The sequence below is a fragment of the Bradyrhizobium sp. BEA-2-5 genome (assembly GCF_032918025.1).
GTDB classification, from domain to species: domain Bacteria; phylum Pseudomonadota; class Alphaproteobacteria; order Rhizobiales; family Xanthobacteraceae; genus Bradyrhizobium; species Bradyrhizobium pachyrhizi.
This window is the reverse complement of sequence record NZ_CP136629.1, coordinates 4,630,067-4,650,296: the sequence shown is the minus strand read 5'-3', so window position 1 is coordinate 4,650,296 and position 20,230 is coordinate 4,630,067. Positions and strand designations below refer to the sequence as shown.

Genomic DNA, 20,230 nt, shown 5'->3' with positions numbered 1-20,230 from the left:
GCCTTACGCCTCGCGGATGTAATTCCCTGCCTCGAATTCGACCGGCCTCGTGTCGGCGTCGAACGACACCCCGATCGGGTCGCGGCCGGTGGCCATGGCCTCGAGCTGGTCAGCGAGCATCCGGCGGATCATCAGGATGCCGCGGTCGCTCTGGCCAAAATGCTCTTCGGAATGGATCGTCACCGCGCCCTGGCCGACCTGGGCCTCGTAGTCGCCGGGGAATTGCTGGTGCTCGGCCTCGGTCATGTCCCACCAGAACTTGCCGTTGAACTTCGAGCGCATCCGCCCGATATCGCCCGCGTTCTTGACCCGGCCGGCGACGTAGATGCGAAACGAGGTGTCGTCGATCGGCAAGGTCCAGCCGATCGATTCGACGCGCGCGAACTGCGCGACGCGCGGATTGGGCACGACGCGGAGTGTGGGGAGGGCGGCCTCGGTGACGCGATAGAACACCTTGCCGTCGTCCTGCCTGCGGATCGAACGCACCGCGACGCCGCGCGGCGACATCTCGAACTTCACTTCGGGCATCGAGGCCATCATGTTGGTGAACTGCGGGCCTGAGAACGAGCCGTGCAGCACCGGCACATGGTAGGGGTCGGCAACGTTCTCGAAATGCTGCAGCCAGTTGCAAGGGATCACGGCAGGGCCGCCGCCGCCGATCGAGGAATCGTCGGCCTCGACGAACTCGCCGTCGTCCATGTTCTCCAGGCACTCGTAGCGCGGCAGCACCGGCCTTTTCTCGGCCGGCCCCATATAGGCGAAGATCAGGCCGTAGCGTTCCTGCACTGGATACCAGGGCTGGCGCACCTTGTCCTTGAACAGGCCGCCGTCGGGCTCGCAGGGTTGTTCGAGGCAGCGGCCCTCGGTGTCGAACTTCCAGCCGTGATAGCAGCAGCGGATGCCGTCTTCCTCGACCTTGCCGTAATAGAGCGTGGTGCCGCGGTGACAGCAGCGCGCATGCAGCAGGCCGGCCCGGCCATGCCGGTCGCGGAACAGGATCAGGTCTTCGCCAAGTGCGCGGACTTTTCTGGGGATATCGGTTGCGTCACCGGCGAGGCCGACCGGGTGCCAATACCGGCGCAGCAGCTCGCCCATCGGCGTGCCGCGGCCGACCGAGGTGAGCTCGGTCCGGGTGCTGGACGGCTTCATCGCATAGGCCGTGCCGAGATCGCGGTCCCGCTGGGTGATCGTCATGTTGTCCTCCCCGCCGCTGGTCGGGCGCCGGCGGCCCATCTATCGTTGACCAAGTCAACGATAGATGGATGACAATGTCAACGATATCGTTGAGCTTGGCAGCGCGCGGCTTTGTTGGCAGAGGTTGGTGATGACCGAGAAGCTCAGGACTGAGAGGGCCTTGCCGCCGGAGGCCGTTGTCGATTCCGAACTAGCACCGATCACCGCGATGATGTCGTCGCGGCTGATGGTGCTGGCGAACCTGCTCAGGCGCGGCGCGATGCTGCGCTACAAGCGCCTGACCGGCCTGTCCTCGGTCGAGTTCGGTCTGGTCGCCTCGCTCGGCCGGCGGCCGCCGATGAGCGTGGTGCGGCTCGCCGAGGCCGTCGGCATGGACAAGGGGCAGATCAGCCGGGCGCTCGCCGAGCTCGTGGCGCGCAAGCTGGTGGCGAAGGCGGCCAATCCGCGCGACAACCGGGAGACCTTGGTCTCTCTCACCAAGGCCGGCCTGGCTGCCCATGACGCCATCGTGGCCGGCGCCCAGGAGCGAAACCGGCGCCTGCTGGAACAGCTTGCGCCAGGGGATCTCGAGCTGCTGCTCGGACACATCGATCGGCTCACCCTGACGGCCGCCGAGATGCTCGCTGCCGAACGGGGGCTGGGCTGATATGGGGAGAGCGCAGGGCACAGGATGGCCGCCGCGGCGCTATCAATGGAGGCAAGCGCATCCGCCTGATGAGGCCAAGAGCCCACGGGAAGGACGGTAAAAGCGTCAAAATAGCTTGTCTTGCGCCCTCTGTTGCGCTGCGCTAAAGCCTCAAGAACAATTCCAATCAACGAATCTGCGGCACGTCCGAAACCGCAGCAAGAAGGCCTCGCCGATGACCGGCATCCTGCAGAATTATCTCCCACTTGTGGTCTTTATCGGAGTTGCGAGCCTGATCGGTCTGGCGCTCCTGATCGCGCCGTTCCTGGTCGCGTTCCAATCGCCGGACCCGGAAAAGCTGTCGGCGTATGAGTGCGGTTTCAACGCCTTCGACGACGCCCGCATGAAGTTCGACGTCCGCTTCTATCTGGTCGCCATCCTCTTCATCATCTTCGACCTCGAGGTGGCGTTCCTGTTTCCCTGGGCGGTGGCGTTCGGCAAGCTTGGCGCGACCGGCTTCTGGTCCATGGTGGTGTTCCTCGCCGTGCTGACGGTCGGGTTCGCCTATGAGTGGAAGAAGGGAGCGCTCGAATGGGATTGAGCCCCACCGCCGCAACCTCGCAGCCGGCGATCGCCAAATCTGAGATCGCTATGGCTCCGAAGGGTATTCTTGATCCGTCGACCGGCAAGCCGGTCGGGGCCCGTGATCCGTTCTTCCTCGAGGTCAATTCCGAGCTGTCCGACAAGGGCTTCTTCGTGGCCGCGACCGACGACCTCATCACCTGGGCGCGCACCGGCTCCCTGATGTGGATGACCTTCGGCCTTGCCTGCTGTGCGGTCGAGATGATGCAGGTGTCGATGCCGCGCTACGACGTCGAGCGCTTCGGCTTCGCGCCGCGCGCCTCGCCGCGCCAGTCCGACGTGATGATCGTCGCGGGAACTCTGACGAACAAGATGGCGCCGGCGCTGCGCAAGGTCTACGACCAGATGCCTGAGCCGCGCTACGTCATCTCGATGGGCTCCTGCGCCAATGGCGGCGGCTACTATCACTATTCCTACTCGGTCGTGCGCGGCTGCGACCGCATCGTGCCGATCGACATCTACGTGCCGGGCTGCCCGCCCACGGCGGAAGCGCTGCTCTACGGCGTGCTGCTGCTGCAGAAGAAGATCCGGCGCACCGGCACCATCGAACGCTAAGGTTTTACGTCATGGACGACGCCAAGCTCGACGCCCTGGGGCAGACGATCGTTAGCGCGCTTCCGGGCGTCGCCACGGCGCACTCGGTCGCGTTCAATCAGCTCACTATCGACGTCGAGATTGGCAAAATCGTGGAGGTCGCCCGTTTTCTGCGTGACGATCCCGGCTGCCGCTTCGTCAACGTCACCGACGTGACCGCGGTCGACTATCCGAGCCGCGAGAAGCGTTTCGACGTGATCTATCACTTCCTGTCGCCGACGCTGAACACGCGGATCCGGCTCCGGGCCCAGGCGGACGAGACCACGCAGGTGCCATCGCTGATCGACGTATTCCCGGGTGCGGACTGGTTCGAACGCGAGGCCTACGACCTCTATGGCGTGTTCTTCGTCGGTCATCCCGACATGCGCCGCCTCCTTACCGACTACGGCTTCGAGGGGCATCCGCTGCGCAAGGACTTCCCGCTCACCGGTTTCGTCGAGGTCCGCTACGACGACCAGGAGAAGCGCGTGGTGTACGAGCCTGTGCGGCTCAACCAGGAATTCCGCAAGTTCGATTTCTTGTCTCCGTGGGAGGGGGCGGACTATCCGTTGCCGGGGGATGAAAAGGCCAAGGCGGAGCCGAAGCCATGAATGAACAGCCGCAAAGCCTCCGTAACTTCACCATCAATTTCGGACCGCAGCATCCGGCGGCGCACGGCGTGCTGCGTCTTGTGCTGGAACTCGACGGTGAGATCGTCGAGCGCGTCGATCCGCATATCGGGCTGCTTCACCGCGGCACCGAAAAGCTGATCGAGCAGAAGACCTATCTCCAGGCGATCCCGTATTTCGACCGGCTCGACTACGTCGCGCCGATGAACCAGGAGCACGCCTTCTGCCTCGCGGCCGAAAAGCTGCTCGGCATCGAGGTGCCGCGCCGCGGCCAGCTGATCCGCGTGCTCTATTGCGAGATCGGCCGCATCCTGTCGCATCTGCTCAACGTCACCACGCAGGCGATGGACGTCGGCGCGCTGACCCCGCCGCTGTGGGGCTTCGAAGAGCGCGAGAAGCTGATGGTGTTCTACGAGCGTGCCTCGGGCAGCCGCATGCACGCAGCCTTCTTCCGCGTCGGCGGTGTGCACCAGGACCTGCCGCAGAAGCTGGTCGACGACATCGAGGCCTGGTGCGATCCGTTCCTGAAGGTCGTGGATGACCTCGACCGGCTGCTCACCGCCAACCGCATCTTCAAGCAGCGCAACGTCGACATCGGCGTGGTGCCGCTCAAGGAGGCCTGGGAGTGGGGCTTCTCCGGCGTGATGGTCCGCGGCTCCGGCGCGGCCTGGGACCTGCGCAAGTCGCAGCCCTACGAGTGTTACGCCGAGATGGATTTCGACATTCCGATCGGCAAGAACGGCGACTGCTACGACCGCTATCTGATCCGCATGGAAGAGATGCGCCAGTCCGTGCGCATCATGAAACAGTGCATCCAGAAGCTGAACGCGCCTGAGGGCAAGGGCCCCGTCGTCGTCGAGGACAACAAGGTCGCGCCGCCGCGCCGTGGCGAGATGAAGCGCTCGATGGAAGCGCTGATCCACCACTTCAAGCTCTACACCGAGGGCGTCCACGTGCCGGCCGGCGAAGTCTACGCCGCGGTCGAAGCGCCGAAGGGCGAGTTCGGCGTCTATCTCGTCGCCGACGGCACCAACAAGCCCTACAAGTGCAAGATCCGCGCGCCGGGCTTTGCGCATCTCCAGGCCATGCATCACATCTGCCGCGGCCATCTGCTCGCCGACGTCTCGGCGATCCTCGGCTCGCTCGACATCGTGTTCGGAGAGGTCGATCGGTGACGATGTCCGCATCCGAACCGCGCGCAATGAGAGTTTGATCGATGTCCGTCCGCCGCCTTGCCCCGAAGGAATTGCAGCCCGCGAGCTTCACGTTCACGGACGAGAATCTCGCCTGGGCCAAGAAGCAGATCGAGAAGTATCCGCCGGGACGGCAGGCCTCGGCCGCGATCGCGATCCTGTGGCGGGCGCAGGAGCAGAACGACGGCTGGGTGTCGGAAGCCGCGATCCGCGTCATCGCCGACATGCTCGACATGCCCTATATCCGCGTGCTGGAGGTCGCGACCTTCTACACGATGTTCCAGCTCGCCCCGGTCGGCAAGAAGGCCCATGTCCAGGTCTGCGGCACCACGCCGTGCCGCCTGCGCGGCGCCGAGGATCTGATCCACGTCTGCGAGCACCGCATCCATCACGAGCCCTTCCATCTCTCCAAGGACGGCAATTTCAGCTGGGAAGAGGTGGAGTGCCTGGGCGCCTGCGTGAATGCGCCGATGGTGCTGATCGGCAAGGATACTTACGAGGACCTGACCAAGGAAAGCTTCGGCAAGGTGCTCGACGGTTTTGCTTCGGGCAACCCGCCCAAGCCGGGTCCGCAGAACGGCCGCCAGTACTCGGCGCCCGCGGGCGGGCCGACGACGCTGAAGGAAACCACCTGATGCGAAGCTTTCAGGTGCTGGCAAACGGGCAGGAAAACAAGGCAGGAAGGGGCGCTGCGATGAAGGCCTGGCGCACGATCGCGCTGCACACCGCTGTCGCGGCCGGCTTCATGTTCCTGCTGCAGCGCTACGGCCTGAGCGCCACGCTGGAATCCAGCCTGTTGTGGGCCATCGTGTTCGGCGGCTGCGCTGCCGGGCTCGCTTATTCGCAAGCCAATCGGTGATGTTCGGAAAGTTTTGAGCATGCTCGAGGACAAGGACCGCATCTTCAAGAACCTCTACGGCCTCCACGATTGGGGGCTCGAGGGCGCGCGGCGCCGCGGCGCCTGGGACGGCACGAAGAACATCATCGACAAGGGCCGCGACTGGATCATCAACGAGATGAAGGCCTCGGGGCTCCGCGGCCGCGGCGGCGCCGGCTTCCCGACCGGTCTGAAATGGTCCTTCATGCCGAAGGAATCGACCGACGGCCGGCCGAGTTATCTCGTCGTCAATGCCGACGAGTCCGAGCCCGGCACCTGCAAGGATCGCGAGATCATGCGGCACGATCCGCATCTCTTGATCGAGGGCTGCCTGATCGCGAGCTGCGCGATGAACGCGCATACGTGCTACATTTATGTCCGCGGCGAGTTCATCCGCGAGCGCGAGCATCTGCAGGCTGCGATCGACCAGGCGTACGACGCCAAGTTGGTCGGCAAGGACAACGTCAACGGCTGGCCGTTCGACATCTACGTCGCCCACGGCGCCGGCGCCTATATCTGCGGCGAGGAGACCGCGCTGCTCGAAAGCCTCGAAGGCAAGAAGGGCCAGCCGCGCCTGAAGCCGCCGTTTCCGGCGAACGTCGGTCTGTTCGGCTGCCCGACCACCGTCAACAACGTCGAGTCCATCGCCGTTGCGCCGGATATCCTGCGCCGCGGCGCGGCGTGGTTCGCCGGCATCGGCCGCCCGAACAACGTCGGCACCAAGCTCTTCTGCATCTCCGGCCATGTCGAGCGGCCCTGCAACGTCGAAGAAGCCATGGGCATTCCGTTCCGCGAGCTGATCGAGAAGCATTGCGGCGGCATTCGCGGCGGCTGGGACAATCTCAAGGCCGTGATCCCCGGCGGCTCGTCGGTGCGCATGGTGCCGGCCGAGCAGATCATCGACACGCCGATGGATTTCGATTCCTTGAGCAAGCTGCGCTCGGGCCTCGGCACCGCGGCCGTGATCGTGATGGACAAGTCCACCGATCTGATCCGTGCCATCGCCCGCATCTCCTATTTCTACAAGCACGAGAGCTGCGGCCAGTGCACGCCGTGCCGCGAGGGCACGGGGTGGATGTGGCGCGTGCTCACCCGCATGGCGGAGGGCCGCGCCCACAAGCGCGAGATCGACATGCTGCTTGAAGTGACCAAGCAGGTCGAAGGCCACACCATCTGTGCGCTCGGCGACGCGGCGGCATGGCCGATCCAGGGCCTGATCACGCATTTCCGTCACGAGATCGAAGCGCGCATCGACCAGTATTCGCACAAGGCCGACATCGACGATATCGGCGTGCGCGATCCCGTGAACATGGTCGCGGCGGAGTAATGTTGGCGATGACGCAACAGGCCGCATGGTGGCAGAAGTACGGGACGCTTGCGCAGATGGCGCAGGCGACCGTGGCGCTGCTCGGCTTTGTTGCAATCCTGCTGCAGATCAACGAAATCCGCACCTCGAACCGCGCCTCCAGCGCGCGTTCGGCGTTTCTCGGCTACACCGATCTCGCATTCCAGAATCCGAAATTCGCTCAGCCCGATTACGACGCCATCAAGGCCGCCGGCCGCGAAGAGCGGTCCCAATATGAGAGTTTTGTCTCGTACTTCCTCTATGCCTGCGAGGAGACCTTTGCCGCATTCGCGGACAAGCGCGAATGGCAGGCATCGTGTGACTACGACCTGAAACCGCATCTGCCGTTCCTCTGCGAGAAGAACCAGGCGCAGCCTGCCTATCTCGCGACCTACGGCGCCGACACCCAGCAATGGGTGAAGACTTCGTTGAAAACCGCGAGCGTCGCACCGCCCGACTGCAAGCTCGGAAAGACTTGAGACAGACATGACCAAGCTCATCATCGACGGCAAGGAGATCGATGTCCCCGCCGAATACACGCTGCTCCAGGCGTGCGAGGCGGCCGGTGCCGAGATTCCGCGCTTCTGCTATCACGAGCGGCTGTCGATCGCCGGCAATTGCCGGATGTGCCTCGTCGAGGTGAAGGGCGGCCCGAAGCCGGTCGCCAGCTGCGCCTGGGGCGTGCGCGACTGCCGTCCGGGCCCCAAGGGCGAGCCGCCGGAGATCTCGACGCGTTCGCCGATGGTGAAGAAGGCGCGCGAAGGCGTGATGGAGTTCCTTCTCATCAACCATCCGCTGGACTGCCCGATCTGCGACCAGGGCGGTGAGTGCGACCTCCAGGACCAGGCGATGGGCTATGGTGTCGACACCAGCCGCTTCGCCGAGAACAAGCGTGCGGTCGAGGACAAATATCTCGGCGCGCTGGTCAAGACCTCGATGAACCGCTGCATCCAGTGCACGCGCTGCGTCCGCTTCTCGGCGGAAGTCGCCGGCGCCCCCGAGATGGGCGCGACCGGCCGCGGCGAGGACATGGAGATCACGACCTATCTCGAGCACGCGCTGACGTCGGAACTGCAGGGCAACCTCGTCGACATCTGCCCGGTTGGTGCGCTGACCTCGAAGCCCTATGCGTTCGCGGCGCGTCCGTGGGAGCTCGGCAAGACCCAGTCGATCGACGTCATGGACGGCCTGGGATCGGCGATCCGCGTCGACACCCGCGGCCGTGAGGTGATGCGTATTCTGCCGCGCATCAACGAGGCCGTGAACGAGGAGTGGATCTCCGACAAGACCCGCCACGTGGTCGACGGCCTGCGCACCCAGCGCCTTGACCGTCCCTATATGCGCGAGAACGGCCAGCTCCGGCCGGCGACCTGGCAGGAAGCCTTCGCCGCCATTGCCGCCAAGGCCGGCCGTAGCGACGGCAAGCGGATCGGCGCGATCGTCGGCGATCTCGCCGCGGTCGACGAAATGTATGCGCTGAAGGAGCTGCTCGCGAAGTTCGGCTCGGTCAATCTCGCCGTGCAGGGCGGCGATGCGTTCGACGCCAAGGCCGGCCGCGGTTCCTACATCTTCAATCCGACCATCGCCGGTATCGACCAGGCCGACGCGATCCTGATCATCGGCGCCAATCCGCGGAAGGAGGCGGCCGTGTTCAACGCCCGCATCCGCAAGCGCTGGCGCGCCGGCGGCTTCAAGGTCGGCGTGATCGGCGCCAAGGCCGACCTCACCTACGACTATGACCATCTCGGCGCGGGCACCGAGACGCTCGGCGAGCTCGCGGCCGGCAAGCACTCCTTTGCCGACGTCTTGAAGAAGGCGCAGCACCCGATCATCCTGGTCGGCGCCGGCGCCTACACCAGGCATGACGGGGCGGCCGTGCTGGCGCAGGCCGCCAAGCTCGCGCTCAATGTCGGCGCGTTGAAGGACGGCTGGAACGGTTTTGGCGTGCTGCACGAGACCGCCTCGCGCGTCGGTGCGCTCGATATCGGTTTCTCAGCAGCCGCGGGTGGGCTGAACGCCGCGCAGATGACGACGTTCGGCACGCTCGACTTGCTGTTCCTGCTAGGGGCCGACGAGATCAAGGCGCCGGACGGCACCTTCGTCGTCTATATCGGTACCCATGGCGACCGCGGCGCGCATCGCGCCGACGTCATTCTGCCGGCCGCGGCCTACACCGAGAAGTCCGCGATCTACGTCAACACCGAGGGCCGCGTGCAGATGACCGGCCGCGCCGCGTTCCCGCCGGGCGAAGCCCGCGAGGACTGGGCGATCATCCGTGCGTTGTCGGAAGCGCTGGGCAAGAAGCTCGGCTACGACTCGCTCGCAGCGCTGCGCCAGGCGATCTTCAAGGCCGTGCCGCATCTGATGCGTCTCGACCAGATCGAGGCCGGCAAGCCTGACGACGTCAAGGCGCTGGCAGGCAAGGGCGGCAGCGTCGACAAGGCGGCATTCAAGCCGACCATCGAGGACTTCTACCTGACCAATCCAATCGCGCGTGCATCCGCCGTGATGGCGGAATGCTCGCGCCTCGCCTCCGGGCATATGCTGACCGCAGCGGAGTGAGCGTGATCTGATGGAATTCTTCGAAAGCGCATTCTGGACCGGGTTCCTCTGGCCGCTGATCATCATGGTCGCGCAGAGCGTCCTGGTGCTTGTCGTCCTCCTGGTCGCGATCGCCTACATCCTGCTCGCCGACCGCAAGATCTGGGCGGCGGTTCAGATCCGCCGCGGCCCGAACGTGGTCGGCCCGTGGGGCCTGCTGCAGTCCTTTGCCGACCTTTTGAAGTTCGTGCTGAAGGAGCCGATCATTCCGGCCGGCGCCAACAAGGGCGTGTTCCTGCTGGCGCCGCTGGTGTCCTGCGTGCTCGCGCTCGCCGCCTGGGCGGTGATCCCGACCAATCTCGGCTGGGTGATCGCCGACATCAATGTCGGCGTCCTCTTCATCTTCGCGATCTCGTCGCTGTCGATCTACGGCATCATCATGGCCGGCTGGTCGTCGAACTCGAAGTATCCGTTCTTGGCCGCGCTGCGCTCGGCGGCGCAGATGGTGTCGTACGAAGTCTCGATCGGCTTCGTCATCATCACGGTGCTGCTCTGCGCCGGCACGCTGAACCTGTCGGCCGTGGTCGAGGCCCAGCACGCGCGCGGCCTCGCCAGCCTGATCGGGCTGCCGCAGCTCACCATCCTGAACTGGTACGTCTGGCCGCTGTTCCCGATGTTCGTGGTATTCTACGTCTCGGCGCTGGCGGAAACCAACCGTCCGCCCTTCGACCTCGTCGAAGCCGAATCCGAGCTCGTCGCCGGCTTCATGGTCGAATACGGCTCGACTCCGTACCTGCTGTTCATGCTCGGCGAGTATGTCGCGATCGTCACGATGTGCGCGCTGGCGACGATCCTGTTCCTCGGAGGCTGGCTGCCGCCGGTGGACCTGCCGCCCTTCAACTGGGTGCCGGGGATCATCTGGTTCTCGCTGAAACTGTTCTTCATGTTCTTCCTGTTCGCGATGGCGAAGGCGATCGTGCCCCGCTACCGCTACGATCAACTGATGCGCCTCGGCTGGAAGGTGTTCCTGCCGCTGTCGCTGGTGATGGTGATCGTGGTGGCCGGCGTGCTGCATTTCGCCGGCATCGCGCCGAAGTGAGGGCCGTCATGGGTATCAACGTCAACGCCACTGCACGCTCGCTTCTGCTGTCGGAGTTCGTCTCGGCGTTCTTCCTCGCCATGCGCTATTTCTTCCAGCCGAAGCCGACGCTGAACTATCCGTTCGAGAAGGGCCCGATCTCGCCGCGCTTCCGCGGCGAGCACGCGCTGCGCCGCTATCCGAACGGCGAGGAGCGCTGCATCGCCTGCAAGCTGTGCGAAGCGGTCTGCCCGGCGCAGGCCATCACCATCGAGGCCGGGCCGCGCCGCAACGACGGCACCCGCCGCACCGTGCGCTACGACATCGACATGGTGAAGTGCATCTATTGCGGCCTCTGCCAGGAGGCCTGTCCTGTGGACGCCATTGTCGAAGGCCCGAACTTCGAGTTCGCGACCGAGACCCGCGAGGAATTGTTCTATGACAAGGCCAAGCTGCTCGCCAACGGCGACCGCTGGGAACGCGAGATCGCGAAAGCGATCGAGCTCGACGCGCCGTACCGGTGAGGTGAGGGCATGATCCTTCCCGCGCTGTTCTTCTATCTGTTCGCCGGCGTCTGCGTCGCCTCGGCCGTGATGGTGATTGTCTCGCGCAATCCCGTGCACTCCGTGCTGTACCTGATCCTGGCCTTCGTCAACGCCTCCGGCCTGTTCGTGCTGATGGGCGCCGAGTTTCTCGGCATGATGCTGATCGTCGTCTATGTCGGCGCGGTCGCGGTGCTGTTCCTGTTCGTGATCATGATGCTCGACGTCGACTTCCTCGAGCTGCGCGAGGGCTTCATCGAGTACCTGCCGGTCGGCCTCGTGATCGGCGGCATCTTCCTGTTCGAGCTGCTGCTCACCGTCGGCTTCTGGGTCATCAATCCCGGCGTCTCCAAGACGATCACGGCGGCGATCCCGGCCAATGTCAGCAACACCGAGGCGCTCGGCCTCGTGCTCTATACGAAGTACATCCACTACTTCCAGCTCTCGGGCATGGTGCTGCTGGTCGCCATGATCGGCGCCATCGTGCTGACGCTCCGGCACAAGGTGAGCGTGAAGCGGCAGGACATCAACGTTCAGAACGCACGCACGCCCGAGATGGCGATGGCGATGCGCAAGGTGGCGCCGGGGCAGGGGCTCTCGGACGCCGATGCGGCGGAGTGGGTGAAATGACGATCGGGCTCGGACATTATCTGGCGGTCGGCGCGATCCTGTTCACGCTCGGCATCCTCGGCATCTTCCTGAACCGCAAGAACATCATCGTCATCCTGATGTCGATCGAGCTGATCCTGCTCTCGGTCAACATCAACCTCGTGGCGTTCTCGACCTTCCTCGGCGACATCGTCGGCCAGGTCTTCGCGTTGCTGGTGCTGACCGTTGCGGCCGCTGAAGCTGCGATCGGTCTCGCCATCCTGGTGGTCTATTTCCGCAACCGCGGCTCGATCGCGGTTGAGGACGTCAATCTGATGAAGGGCTGAGCTCTCAAATGGTTCAGGCAATCGTTTTCCTGCCTCTGCTGGGCGCCATCCTCGCAGGCATTATCTCGCTGGTCGGTGCCCATGCGCGCTGCCCGAGCGGCGATACCGTCGGCCATCACGACGATGCGCATGGGGATGCCCATGCCTCCGCGGCCCATGACGATCACGGCCATGATGACCATGGCCATGACGACCACCACGTCTCCGAGCCGCCGGCGGCGGGCTCGCGCCCCGCCGAGCTGATCACCACGGCGCTGCTGTTCGTCTCGGCGGCGTTGTCCTGGATGACGCTGGTCGATGTCGGCTTCATGCATCACGACGCGCGCGTCGTGCTGCTGCCCTGGATCTTCTCCGGCGACCTCCAGGTCTGGTGGACGCTGCGCGTCGACACGCTCACCGCCGTGATGCTGGTGGTGGTGACCACCGTGTCCTCGCTCGTGCACCTCTATTCCATCGGCTACATGGACGAGGACCCGAACCGGCCGCGTTTCTTCGGTTATCTCAGCCTGTTCACCTTCGCCATGCTGATGCTGGTGACGGCGGACAACCTCGTGCAGCTGTTCTTCGGCTGGGAGGGCGTGGGTCTGGCCAGCTACCTGCTGATCGGATTCTGGTACCAGAAGCCGTCGGCGAACGCGGCCGCGATCAAGGCCTTCGTGGTCAACCGCGTCGGCGATTTCGGTTTCGCGCTCGGCATCTTCGCGATCTTCATGCTGGTCGGCTCGACCGATTTCGAGACCATCTTCCACGCTGCTCCCGGACTCACCGGCAAGACCGTCAACTTCCTCGGCTGGCACGCCGACGCGCTGACCCTGACCTGTCTCCTCCTGTTCATGGGCGCGATGGGCAAGTCGGCGCAGTTCCTGCTGCACACCTGGTTGCCGGACGCGATGGAAGGCCCGACCCCGGTGTCGGCGCTGATCCACGCCGCGACCATGGTCACCGCCGGCGTCTTTATGGTGGCGCGCCTGTCGCCGCTGTTCGAGCTCGCCCCGAACGCGCAGGCCGTCGTGATGTTCTTCGGCGCGACCACCGCGTTCTTCGCCGCGACCATCGGCCTCGTCCAGAACGACATCAAGCGCATCGTCGCCTATTCGACCTGTTCGCAGCTCGGCTACATGTTCGTGGCGATGGGAGCGGGGGCCTACTCGGTCGGCATGTTCCACCTGTTCACGCACGCCTTCTTCAAGGCGCTCCTGTTCCTAGGCTCCGGCTCGGTGATCTACGCGATGCACCACGAGCAGGACATCCGCAACATGGGCGGCCTCTGGAAGAAGATCCCCTACACCTATGCGGTGATGGTGGTCGGCACCCTGGCGCTCACCGGCTTTCCGCTCACCGCCGGCTACTTCTCCAAGGACGCGATCATCGAGTCCGCCTACGCGGCGCATAATCCGTTCGCGACCTACGCCTATCTCTTGACCATCGCGGCCGCCGGCCTGACCTCGTTCTACTCCTGGCGCCTGATCTTCAAGACCTTCCACGGCGAGCCGCATGATGAGCACCACTACGAGGCAGCGCACGAGGCTCCGATCTGGATGCTGATCCCGATCGGCGTGCTCGCGGTCGGCTCGTTCGTCGCGGGGCTGCCGTTCAAGGAGCTGTTCGCCGGTCACGGCATCGAGGAGTTCTTCCGCGAATCCGTGAAGATGAACCCGCACATCATCGAGGAGATGCACCACATGCCGGGCTGGCTTGCGCCGCTGCCCACCGTGATGATGGCGCTCGGCCTGTTCATCTCGTACCTGTTCTACATCCGCCGGCCTTATCTGCCGGTCGAGCTCGCGAAGACGCAGCCGATGCTGTACCAGTTCCTGCTCAACAAATGGTACTTCGACGAGCTCTACGACGTCATCTTCGTCCGTCCGGCGAAGTGGATCGGTTATCAGCTCTGGAAGAAGGGCGACGGGCTCATCATCGACGGCTTCGGTCCCGACGGCGTCTCGGCCCGCGTGCTGGACGTCACCCGCAACGTCGTGAAGATCCAGACCGGCTACCTCTACCACTACGCATTCGCCATGCTGATTGGCGCCGCCGGCCTGATCACCTGGTTCATGTTCGGCTTTGGAGGCCAGTAAATGACAACCTGGCCCATTCTTTCGGTCACGACGTTCCTGCCGTTGGTCGGCGCGCTCCTGGTCTATCTGCTGGCGCGGGGCGGTGACGAGACCGCGAGCCGCAACTCGCGCTGGATCGCGCTGTGGACCACGCTGATCACCTTCGCGGTGTCGGTGATCCTGGTCATGCGCTTCGACCCCGCCAACCCCGACTTCCAGTTCGTCGAGAAGGCGAACTGGCTCGCCACCGGCATCACCTACCACATGGGCGTCGACGGCATCTCGCTGCCGCTGGTGATCCTCACCACCGCCGTGATGCCGTTCTGCATCATCGCGAGCTGGAAGGCGATCACGAGCCGCGTCCGCGAATACATGATGGCGTTCCTGATCCTGGAAACGCTGATGATTGGCACCTTCTCGGCGCTCGATCTCGTGCTGTTCTACCTGTTCTTCGAGGGCGGCCTGATCCCGATGTTCCTGATCATCGGCGTCTGGGGCGGCCCCCGCCGGGTCTACGCGTCGTTCAAGTTCTTCCTCTACACGCTGCTCGGCTCGGTCCTGATGCTGCTCGCCATCATGGCGCTGTACTGGAACGGCGGCACCACCGACATCCCGACCCTGATGCACACCGCCGTGCCGCGCTCGTTGCAGACCTGGGCCTGGCTCGCCTTCTTCGCCTCCTTCGCGGTGAAGATGCCGATGTGGCCGGTCCACACCTGGCTGCCCGATGCGCATGTCGAGGCGCCGACGGCGGGCTCGGTGGTCCTCGCCGCGATCCTGCTGAAGATGGGCGGCTACGGCTTCCTGCGCTTCTCGCTGCCGATGTTCCCGCTGGCCTCGCACGACTTCGCGCCGCTGGTGTTCACGCTCTCGGCCATCGCGATCATCTACACCTCGCTGGTGGCCCTGATGCAGGAGGACATGAAGAAGCTGATCGCGTACTCGTCGGTGGCGCATATGGGCTTCGTCACCATGGGGATCTTCGCCGGCACCATGCAGGGTGTCGCCGGCGGCGTGTTCCAGATGATCTCGCACGGCATCGTCTCCGGCGCGCTGTTCCTCTGCGTCGGCGTCGTCTACGACCGTCTGCACACCCGCGAGATCGCGGCCTATGGCGGCCTCGTCAACCGGATGCCGCTCTACGCGATGACGTTCATGGTCTTCACCATGGCCAATGTCGGTCTGCCCGGCACGAGCGGCTTCGTCGGCGAGTTCATGACGCTGCTCGGCACCTTCAAGGTCTCGATCCCGACGGCGTTCTTCGCCAGCTTCGGCGTGATCCTGTCGGCGGCCTATGCGCTGTGGCTCTACCGCAAGGTCGTGTTCGGGGCGCTGGCCAAGCCGTCGCTGGCGAGCATGAAGGATCTCACCTTGCGCGAGTGCGTGATCCTGTTCCCGATGATTGCGCTGACGATCCTGTTCGGCGTCTATCCGAAGCCGGTGCTCGACATGTCGGCCGCCTCGGTCCAGCAACTCGTCAACAACTACAACACCGCTGTGACGGCCATGAAGGCCGCCGCGCTGACCGTCCAGTAAGGCCCTCGTCATGAGCTTTTCCAGTGCAGGTTATCAGTTGCAGCCGGTGCTGCCCGAGCTCGTGCTCGCGGTCGGCGCGATGGCGCTTCTGATGCTCGGAGCCTATCGCGGGCAGGAGACGACGCGGCTCGTCACGGCGCTCGCGATCTGTCTCCTGGTGCTGACCGGCGTGCTGGAGCTCTGGCTGCCGGCCGGCAAGCTGGTGACCTTCGGCGGCAGCTTCATCGTCGATGACTTCGCCCGCTTCATGAAGATCCTGGCCCTGATCGGCTCGGCGGTGACCCTGGTCCTGTCGACCGAGTTCCTGTCCGATCCGTCGCGCCGCATCTTCGAATATTCGATCCTGGTGCTGCTTTCGACGCTCGGCATGATGGTGCTGATCTCGGCCGGCGACCTGATTTCGCTCTATCTCGGCCTCGAGCTGATGTCGCTGGCGCTCTACGTCGTGGCGGCCTCGAACCGCGACAACGCCAAGTCGACCGAAGCCGGCCTGAAGTATTTCGTGCTCGGCGCGCTGTCCTCGGGCATGCTGCTCTACGGCGCCTCGCTGATCTACGGCTTCACCGGCACGGTGAGCTTCACCGGCATCGCCGCCGCCGCCACGACCGGCAGCATCGGTATCGTGTTCGGCCTGGTTTTCCTGCTCGTCGGCCTCTGCTTCAAGGTCTCGGCGGTGCCGTTCCACATGTGGACGCCCGACGTCTACGAGGGCGCGCCGACCCCGGTCACCGCCTTCTTCGCCTCGGCGCCGAAGGTGGCCGCGCTCGCCGTCTTCACCCGCGTCACGCTGACCGCATTCCCCGGTATCGTCTCGCAGTGGCAGCAGATCCTGGTGTTCGTGTCGATCGCCTCGATGGCGCTCGGCTCCTTCGCCGCGATCGGCCAGAGCAACGTCAAGCGCCTGATGGCCTATTCGTCGATCGGCCACATGGGCTTCGCGCTGGTCGGCCTTGCCTCCGGCACGGTCGAGGGCGCGCAGGGCGTCCTGATGTACATCGTGATCTATGTCGCGATGACGCTCGGCTCGTTCGCGATCATCCTCGCCATGAAGCGCAACGGCCAGGCGGTGGAGCAGATCAGCGATTTCGCAGGCCTCTCGCGGACCAATCCGCTCCTCGCCTTCATGTTCGCGATGCTGCTGTTCTCGCTCGCCGGCATCCCGCCGCTCGCCGGCTTCTTCGCCAAATGGTACGTCTTCGTCGCCGCCATCAAGGCGAACCTGTTCACGCTCGCCGTCATCGGCGTGCTGACCAGCGTGGTGGGCGCGTTCTATTATCTGTCGATCGTCAAGGTGATGTATTTCGACCAGCCGCTCGGCAAGCTCGACCCGGTCCGCGTCGAGCTGCGCACTGTGCTGGCGGTCGCCGGCATCTTCAACATCTTCTACTTCGCCTATCCGGGCCCGCTGGTGAGCGTGGCCACGGCGGCGGCCAAATCACTATTTTGACGCGTGCGGCTCCGAAATCGGGATGCTGGCTTTCGGAACCAATCATGCGCATAACTCTGACATGACCTTCACGCTCGGGCCCCGGGCCATAGCGGCGGGCTACCGGCTCGCCGCCTTCGATCAGATCGGCTCGACCAATGCCGAGGCGATGCTGCGCGCCCGCGACGGCGAGCAGGGGCCGATGTGGTTCGTGACATCGGAACAGACCGCCGGCCGCGGCCGCCGCCAGCGCGCCTGGGTCGCGCCCAGGGGCAATCTCGCGGCCAGCATCCTCGAAGTCATGGACGTCGCTCCGGCAGTCGCCGCCACGCTGGGCTTTGCCGCCGGGCTGTCGCTCGAAGCCGCGCTGCGGAAGGTCAGCATCGAGGCGGCGCTGCGGCTCGGACCGGACAGCCCGAAGTTCACCCTGAAATGGCCGAACGACGTGCTGGCCAACGGCAGGAAGCTCTCGGGCATCCTGCTGGAGGCCGAGGCCATCGGGAGCCGGCTGGCGGTCGTCGTCGGCATTGGCACCAATGTCGTCGCAGCACCCGAGGGGACGCCGACGCCGGCCGTATCGCTCGCGGCGCTCGGCATCCAGATCGGGGCGGAGGAGCTGTTTGCCGCGCTGTCGGACGCCTGGGTCGAGTTTCGCGGCATCTGGGACGACGGCCGCGGCTTCCCCGAGATCCGCCGGCTGTGGCTGGAGCGCGCGGCCGGGCTCGGCGAGAAGGTCGCGGTCCAGACCGGCTCGGCGACCCTTGAGGGCACGTTCGACACCATCGACGACACCGGCTGCCTGATCGTCCGCACCGCTGATGGCGAGCGCCTGCCCGTGACGGCGGGCGAGGTCTATTTCGGCACCGCAGCCTCGGTGAGGTCGAACTGATGGCGCGTCCGGACGAGCTCACGTTTGCGCCCCTCGGCGGCGTCGGCGAGATCGGCATGAACCTGTCGATCTACGGCCTCGGCAACCGCCACCAGCGCGCCTGGCTGGCGGTCGATCTCGGCGTGTCCTTCGGCGACGAGGAGCATCTGCCGGGCATCGACCTGATCATGCCCGACATCTCCTTCCTGGAGAAGGAGCGCAAGAACCTGATGGGCCTCGTGCTGACCCACGCCCATGAGGACCATTTCGGCGCCATCATCGATCTCTGGCCGAAACTGAAATGCCCGATCTACGCCACCAAGTTCAGCGCGGCGCTGTTCGAGGCCAAATGCGCTGCCGAGCGCAATGCGCCCGAGATCCCTGTCACCGTGGTCCCGTCCGGGGGCCGCATCGATGTCGGCCCGTTCAACGTCGAGTTCATCCCCGTCGCGCATTCGATTCCGGAAGCGCATGCACTGGCGATCCACACCGAAGCCGGCACGGTGCTGCATACGGGCGACTGGAAGATCGACCCGACTCCGATCATCGGCCAGCCGACCGACGAGCGGCGGCTGCGCGAGCTCGGCGACGAAGGCGTGCTGGCGCTGGTCGGTGATTCCACCAACGCGGTGCGCGACGGCCGTTCGCCCTCGGAGACCGAGGTCGCCGCCACCATCAAGAAACTGGTCAAGGCGGCCAAGGGCCGGGTCGCGGTCACGACGTTCGCCTCCAATGTCGCCCGCGTGCGGGCGGTGGCGGATGCCGCCAAGGCCGCCGACCGCGAGGTCGTCGTGGTCGGCCGCGCCATGGAGCGCGTGGTGCAGGTGGCGCGCGAGACCGGCTATCTCGACGGCGTGCAGAATTTCCGCTCGCCCGACATCTACGGCCATCTGCCGCAGGACAAGGTGCTGGCGCTGTGCACCGGCAGCCAGGGCGAGCCGCGCGCCGCGCTGGCGCGCATCGCCAACGACGACCATCCCGAGATCACGCTCAACCGCGGCGACAGCGTCATCTTCTCCTCGCGCACCATTCCCGGCAACGAGAAGGCCGTCGGCTCGATCATCAACAATCTGGTGCTGCAGGGCGTCGAGATCATCACCGACCGCGACGCCCTGGTTCACGTCTCCGGGCATCCCCGCCGCGACGAGCTGCGCGACCTGATCTCCTGGGTGAAGCCGCAACTCCTGATCCCGGTCCATGGCGAGGCCCTGCATCTGCACGAGCACGCCAAGCTCGCGCGCGCCGCCGGCGTGCCGCGCGTGCTGGTCTGCCGCAATGGCGACCTCGTCAAGCTCGGTCCAGGAGATCCCGGCATTATCGGCGAGGTGCCGTCCGGGCGTCTCTACAAGGACGGCACGATCCTGGAGGATTCCAAGTCGCGCGCCGTGGTCGAGCGGCGTCGCATGGCGTTCTCCGGCTGCGCCTTCGTCGCCATCGCCATGACCGGGCAGGGCGAGCTCGCCGACGATCCCGAGGTCGATCTCGTCGGCATCCCAGAGAACAATGCGGCGGGCGAACTGCTCGACGACATCGTGTTCGATGTGGTGGTATCGACGATCGAGGGCCTGCCGAAGCCGCGGCGGCGCGATCCGGACGCGCTGGGGGAATCGGTGCGCCGCGCGGTGCGGGCCGCGCTGAACGAGCAATGGGGCAAGAAGCCGATCTGCGTCGTGCACGTTCTGACGGTTTGAGCCTAAGCATGATCCGGAAAAGTACGAAGCGGTTTTCCGAAGAGATCATGCTCAACTAAAGGGAGAGAGAGATGCTGGGCCGGCTCAATCACGTCGCGATCGCGGTCAAGGACGCCAAGCAGGCCGCGAAGATCTACGGCACTGCCTTCAATGCCGAGATTTCCGATGCGGTTCCGCTGCCCGAGCACGGCGTCACCACCGTGTTTGCGACCTTGCCCAACACCAAGATCGAATTCATCGAGCCGCTTGGCGAGGCCTCGCCGATCGCGAAGTTTCTCGAACGCAATGCCGATGGCGGTATCCACCATGTCTGCTACGAGGTCGTCGACATCATCGCGGCCCGTGACCGCATGATCGCCGAGGGCGCGCGGGTGCTGGGCGACGGCGTGCCGAAGATCGGCGCCCACGGCAAGCCGGTGCTGTTCCTGCACCCGAAGGACTTTTCCGGCGCGCTGGTCGAGATCGAGCAGGCGTAAGG

General features: G+C 65.1%; 21 protein-coding genes. 20 read left to right on the top strand and 1 reads right to left on the bottom strand.

Annotated features, from left to right (window positions below; translation table 11 throughout):
- Nucleotides 1-3 precede the first annotated feature (3 nt).
- Nucleotides 4-1,194, bottom strand: coding sequence for an aromatic ring-hydroxylating dioxygenase subunit alpha (locus RX327_RS21735; protein ID WP_050384957.1), 1,191 nt, complete (start codon nt 1,192-1,194; stop codon nt 4-6).
- Nucleotides 1,195-1,324: 130 nt separating this feature from the next.
- On the opposite strand from RX327_RS21735, the gene RX327_RS21730 reads away from it, so the two are divergent.
- The 20 genes from RX327_RS21730 (at nt 1,325) to mce (ending at nt 20,228) form a co-directional block, all read left to right on the top strand.
- The gene (locus tag RX327_RS21730; RefSeq protein ID WP_050384956.1) at nt 1,325-1,840 is read left to right on the top strand and encodes a MarR family winged helix-turn-helix transcriptional regulator; all 516 of its coding nucleotides are present in this window, start codon (nt 1,325-1,327) and stop codon (nt 1,838-1,840) included.
- Between the two features lie 214 nt (nt 1,841-2,054).
- Entirely contained in the window at nt 2,055-2,420 is a 366-nt protein-coding gene (locus RX327_RS21725) for an NADH-quinone oxidoreductase subunit A (protein ID WP_317247078.1), read from the top strand.
- Between the two features lie 50 nt (nt 2,421-2,470).
- Nucleotides 2,471-3,016 (top strand): NADH-quinone oxidoreductase subunit B family protein, encoded by a 546-nt coding sequence (locus RX327_RS21720; protein ID WP_317251299.1) that lies wholly within the window; start codon nt 2,471-2,473, stop codon nt 3,014-3,016.
- 11 nt (nt 3,017-3,027) lie between these two features.
- Complete coding sequence (locus tag RX327_RS21715) at nt 3,028-3,645, top strand: NADH-quinone oxidoreductase subunit C (RefSeq protein ID WP_317247077.1); 618 nt, start codon at nt 3,028-3,030, stop codon at nt 3,643-3,645.
- Complete coding sequence (locus tag RX327_RS21710; RefSeq protein ID WP_317247076.1) at nt 3,642-4,838, top strand: NADH-quinone oxidoreductase subunit D; 1,197 nt, start codon at nt 3,642-3,644, stop codon at nt 4,836-4,838. Before RX327_RS21715 ends, RX327_RS21710 begins: the two co-directional genes overlap by 4 nt.
- 41 nt (nt 4,839-4,879) lie before the next feature.
- Nucleotides 4,880-5,491, top strand: a complete 612-nt coding sequence (nuoE, locus tag RX327_RS21705; RefSeq protein ID WP_317247075.1) for an NADH-quinone oxidoreductase subunit NuoE — start codon at nt 4,880-4,882, stop codon at nt 5,489-5,491.
- The gene (locus RX327_RS21700; RefSeq protein WP_050384881.1) at nt 5,491-5,715 is read left to right on the top strand and encodes a hypothetical protein; all 225 of its coding nucleotides are present in this window, start codon (nt 5,491-5,493) and stop codon (nt 5,713-5,715) included. Before nuoE ends, RX327_RS21700 begins: the two co-directional genes overlap by 1 nt.
- A 19-nt stretch (nt 5,716-5,734) precedes the next feature.
- Entirely contained in the window at nt 5,735-7,060 is a 1,326-nt protein-coding gene (gene nuoF, locus RX327_RS21695; RefSeq protein WP_131868153.1) for an NADH-quinone oxidoreductase subunit NuoF, read from the top strand.
- 8 nt (nt 7,061-7,068) lie between these two features.
- Nucleotides 7,069-7,557 carry a hypothetical protein gene (locus tag RX327_RS21690; RefSeq protein WP_152977628.1) on the top strand — a complete coding sequence of 163 codons (489 nt, stop codon included), beginning with the start codon at nt 7,069-7,071 and terminating at the stop codon, nt 7,555-7,557.
- Nucleotides 7,558-7,564: 7 nt separating this feature from the next.
- Nucleotides 7,565-9,640, top strand: coding sequence for an NADH-quinone oxidoreductase subunit NuoG (gene nuoG / locus RX327_RS21685; protein ID WP_317247074.1), 2,076 nt, complete (start codon nt 7,565-7,567; stop codon nt 9,638-9,640).
- A 10-nt stretch (nt 9,641-9,650) separates the two neighbouring features.
- Nucleotides 9,651-10,718 carry an NADH-quinone oxidoreductase subunit NuoH gene (gene nuoH, locus RX327_RS21680; protein ID WP_131868155.1) on the top strand — a complete coding sequence of 356 codons (1,068 nt, stop codon included), beginning with the start codon at nt 9,651-9,653 and terminating at the stop codon, nt 10,716-10,718.
- Nucleotides 10,719-10,726: 8 nt separating this feature from the next.
- Nucleotides 10,727-11,221, top strand: a complete 495-nt coding sequence (nuoI, locus tag RX327_RS21675) for an NADH-quinone oxidoreductase subunit NuoI (RefSeq protein WP_191093171.1) — start codon at nt 10,727-10,729, stop codon at nt 11,219-11,221.
- Between the two features lie 9 nt (nt 11,222-11,230).
- Nucleotides 11,231-11,869 carry an NADH-quinone oxidoreductase subunit J gene (locus tag RX327_RS21670; RefSeq protein ID WP_317247073.1) on the top strand — a complete coding sequence of 213 codons (639 nt, stop codon included), beginning with the start codon at nt 11,231-11,233 and terminating at the stop codon, nt 11,867-11,869.
- Nucleotides 11,866-12,174, top strand: a complete 309-nt coding sequence (nuoK, locus tag RX327_RS21665) for an NADH-quinone oxidoreductase subunit NuoK (protein ID WP_008547737.1) — start codon at nt 11,866-11,868, stop codon at nt 12,172-12,174. The genes RX327_RS21670 and nuoK overlap by 4 nt, the downstream gene beginning before the upstream one ends.
- An 8-nt stretch (nt 12,175-12,182) precedes the next feature.
- Nucleotides 12,183-14,252 (top strand): NADH-quinone oxidoreductase subunit L, encoded by a 2,070-nt coding sequence (nuoL, locus tag RX327_RS21660; RefSeq protein ID WP_317247072.1) that lies wholly within the window; start codon nt 12,183-12,185, stop codon nt 14,250-14,252.
- Nucleotides 14,253-15,767: an NADH-quinone oxidoreductase subunit M gene (locus tag RX327_RS21655; RefSeq protein ID WP_317247071.1), complete on the top strand. Its 1,515-nt coding sequence runs from the start codon at nt 14,253-14,255 to the stop codon at nt 15,765-15,767.
- A gap of 10 nt (nt 15,768-15,777) precedes the next feature.
- Nucleotides 15,778-17,214 carry an NADH-quinone oxidoreductase subunit NuoN gene (nuoN, locus tag RX327_RS21650; RefSeq protein WP_317247070.1) on the top strand — a complete coding sequence of 479 codons (1,437 nt, stop codon included), beginning with the start codon at nt 15,778-15,780 and terminating at the stop codon, nt 17,212-17,214.
- Between the two features lie 61 nt (nt 17,215-17,275).
- Complete coding sequence (locus tag RX327_RS21645) at nt 17,276-18,082, top strand: biotin--[acetyl-CoA-carboxylase] ligase (RefSeq protein ID WP_317247069.1); 807 nt, start codon at nt 17,276-17,278, stop codon at nt 18,080-18,082.
- Nucleotides 18,082-19,752 (top strand): ribonuclease J, encoded by a 1,671-nt coding sequence (locus tag RX327_RS21640; protein ID WP_317247068.1) that lies wholly within the window; start codon nt 18,082-18,084, stop codon nt 19,750-19,752. Before RX327_RS21645 ends, RX327_RS21640 begins: the two co-directional genes overlap by 1 nt.
- A gap of 71 nt (nt 19,753-19,823) precedes the next feature.
- Nucleotides 19,824-20,228: a methylmalonyl-CoA epimerase gene (mce, locus tag RX327_RS21635; RefSeq protein WP_317247067.1), complete on the top strand. Its 405-nt coding sequence runs from the start codon at nt 19,824-19,826 to the stop codon at nt 20,226-20,228.
- The last annotated feature ends 2 nt before the right edge of the window (nt 20,229-20,230 follow it).

Bases quoted from the DNA above. Each gene is read 5' to 3' on its own strand.
- RX327_RS21715 (WP_317247077.1), top strand. From the start codon at position 3,028: ATGGACGACGCCAAGCTCGACGCCCTGGGGCAGACGATCGTTAGCGCG.
- RX327_RS21655 (WP_317247071.1), top strand. From the start codon at position 14,253: ATGACAACCTGGCCCATTCTTTCGGTCACGACGTTCCTGCCGTTGGTC.
- nuoG (WP_317247074.1), top strand. From the start codon at position 7,565: ATGACCAAGCTCATCATCGACGGCAAGGAGATCGATGTCCCCGCCGAA.
- nuoE (WP_317247075.1), top strand. From the start codon at position 4,880: ATGTCCGTCCGCCGCCTTGCCCCGAAGGAATTGCAGCCCGCGAGCTTC.
- RX327_RS21645 (WP_317247069.1), top strand. From the start codon at position 17,276: ATGACCTTCACGCTCGGGCCCCGGGCCATAGCGGCGGGCTACCGGCTC.
- nuoI (WP_191093171.1), top strand. From the start codon at position 10,727: ATGGGTATCAACGTCAACGCCACTGCACGCTCGCTTCTGCTGTCGGAG.
- RX327_RS21690 (WP_152977628.1), top strand. From the start codon at position 7,069: ATGACGCAACAGGCCGCATGGTGGCAGAAGTACGGGACGCTTGCGCAG.
- RX327_RS21730 (WP_050384956.1), top strand. From the start codon at position 1,325: ATGACCGAGAAGCTCAGGACTGAGAGGGCCTTGCCGCCGGAGGCCGTT.
- RX327_RS21735 (WP_050384957.1), bottom strand. From the start codon at position 1,194: ATGACGATCACCCAGCGGGACCGCGATCTCGGCACGGCCTATGCGATG.
- nuoH (WP_131868155.1), top strand. From the start codon at position 9,651: ATGGAATTCTTCGAAAGCGCATTCTGGACCGGGTTCCTCTGGCCGCTG.
- RX327_RS21720 (WP_317251299.1), top strand. From the start codon at position 2,471: ATGGCTCCGAAGGGTATTCTTGATCCGTCGACCGGCAAGCCGGTCGGG.
- mce (WP_317247067.1), top strand. From the start codon at position 19,824: ATGCTGGGCCGGCTCAATCACGTCGCGATCGCGGTCAAGGACGCCAAG.
- nuoL (WP_317247072.1), top strand. From the start codon at position 12,183: ATGGTTCAGGCAATCGTTTTCCTGCCTCTGCTGGGCGCCATCCTCGCA.
- nuoF (WP_131868153.1), top strand. From the start codon at position 5,735: ATGCTCGAGGACAAGGACCGCATCTTCAAGAACCTCTACGGCCTCCAC.
- RX327_RS21710 (WP_317247076.1), top strand. From the start codon at position 3,642: ATGAATGAACAGCCGCAAAGCCTCCGTAACTTCACCATCAATTTCGGA.
- nuoK (WP_008547737.1), top strand. From the start codon at position 11,866: ATGACGATCGGGCTCGGACATTATCTGGCGGTCGGCGCGATCCTGTTC.
- RX327_RS21640 (WP_317247068.1), top strand. From the start codon at position 18,082: ATGGCGCGTCCGGACGAGCTCACGTTTGCGCCCCTCGGCGGCGTCGGC.
- RX327_RS21670 (WP_317247073.1), top strand. From the start codon at position 11,231: ATGATCCTTCCCGCGCTGTTCTTCTATCTGTTCGCCGGCGTCTGCGTC.
- nuoN (WP_317247070.1), top strand. From the start codon at position 15,778: ATGAGCTTTTCCAGTGCAGGTTATCAGTTGCAGCCGGTGCTGCCCGAG.
- RX327_RS21700 (WP_050384881.1), top strand. From the start codon at position 5,491: ATGCGAAGCTTTCAGGTGCTGGCAAACGGGCAGGAAAACAAGGCAGGA.
- RX327_RS21725 (WP_317247078.1), top strand. From the start codon at position 2,055: ATGACCGGCATCCTGCAGAATTATCTCCCACTTGTGGTCTTTATCGGA.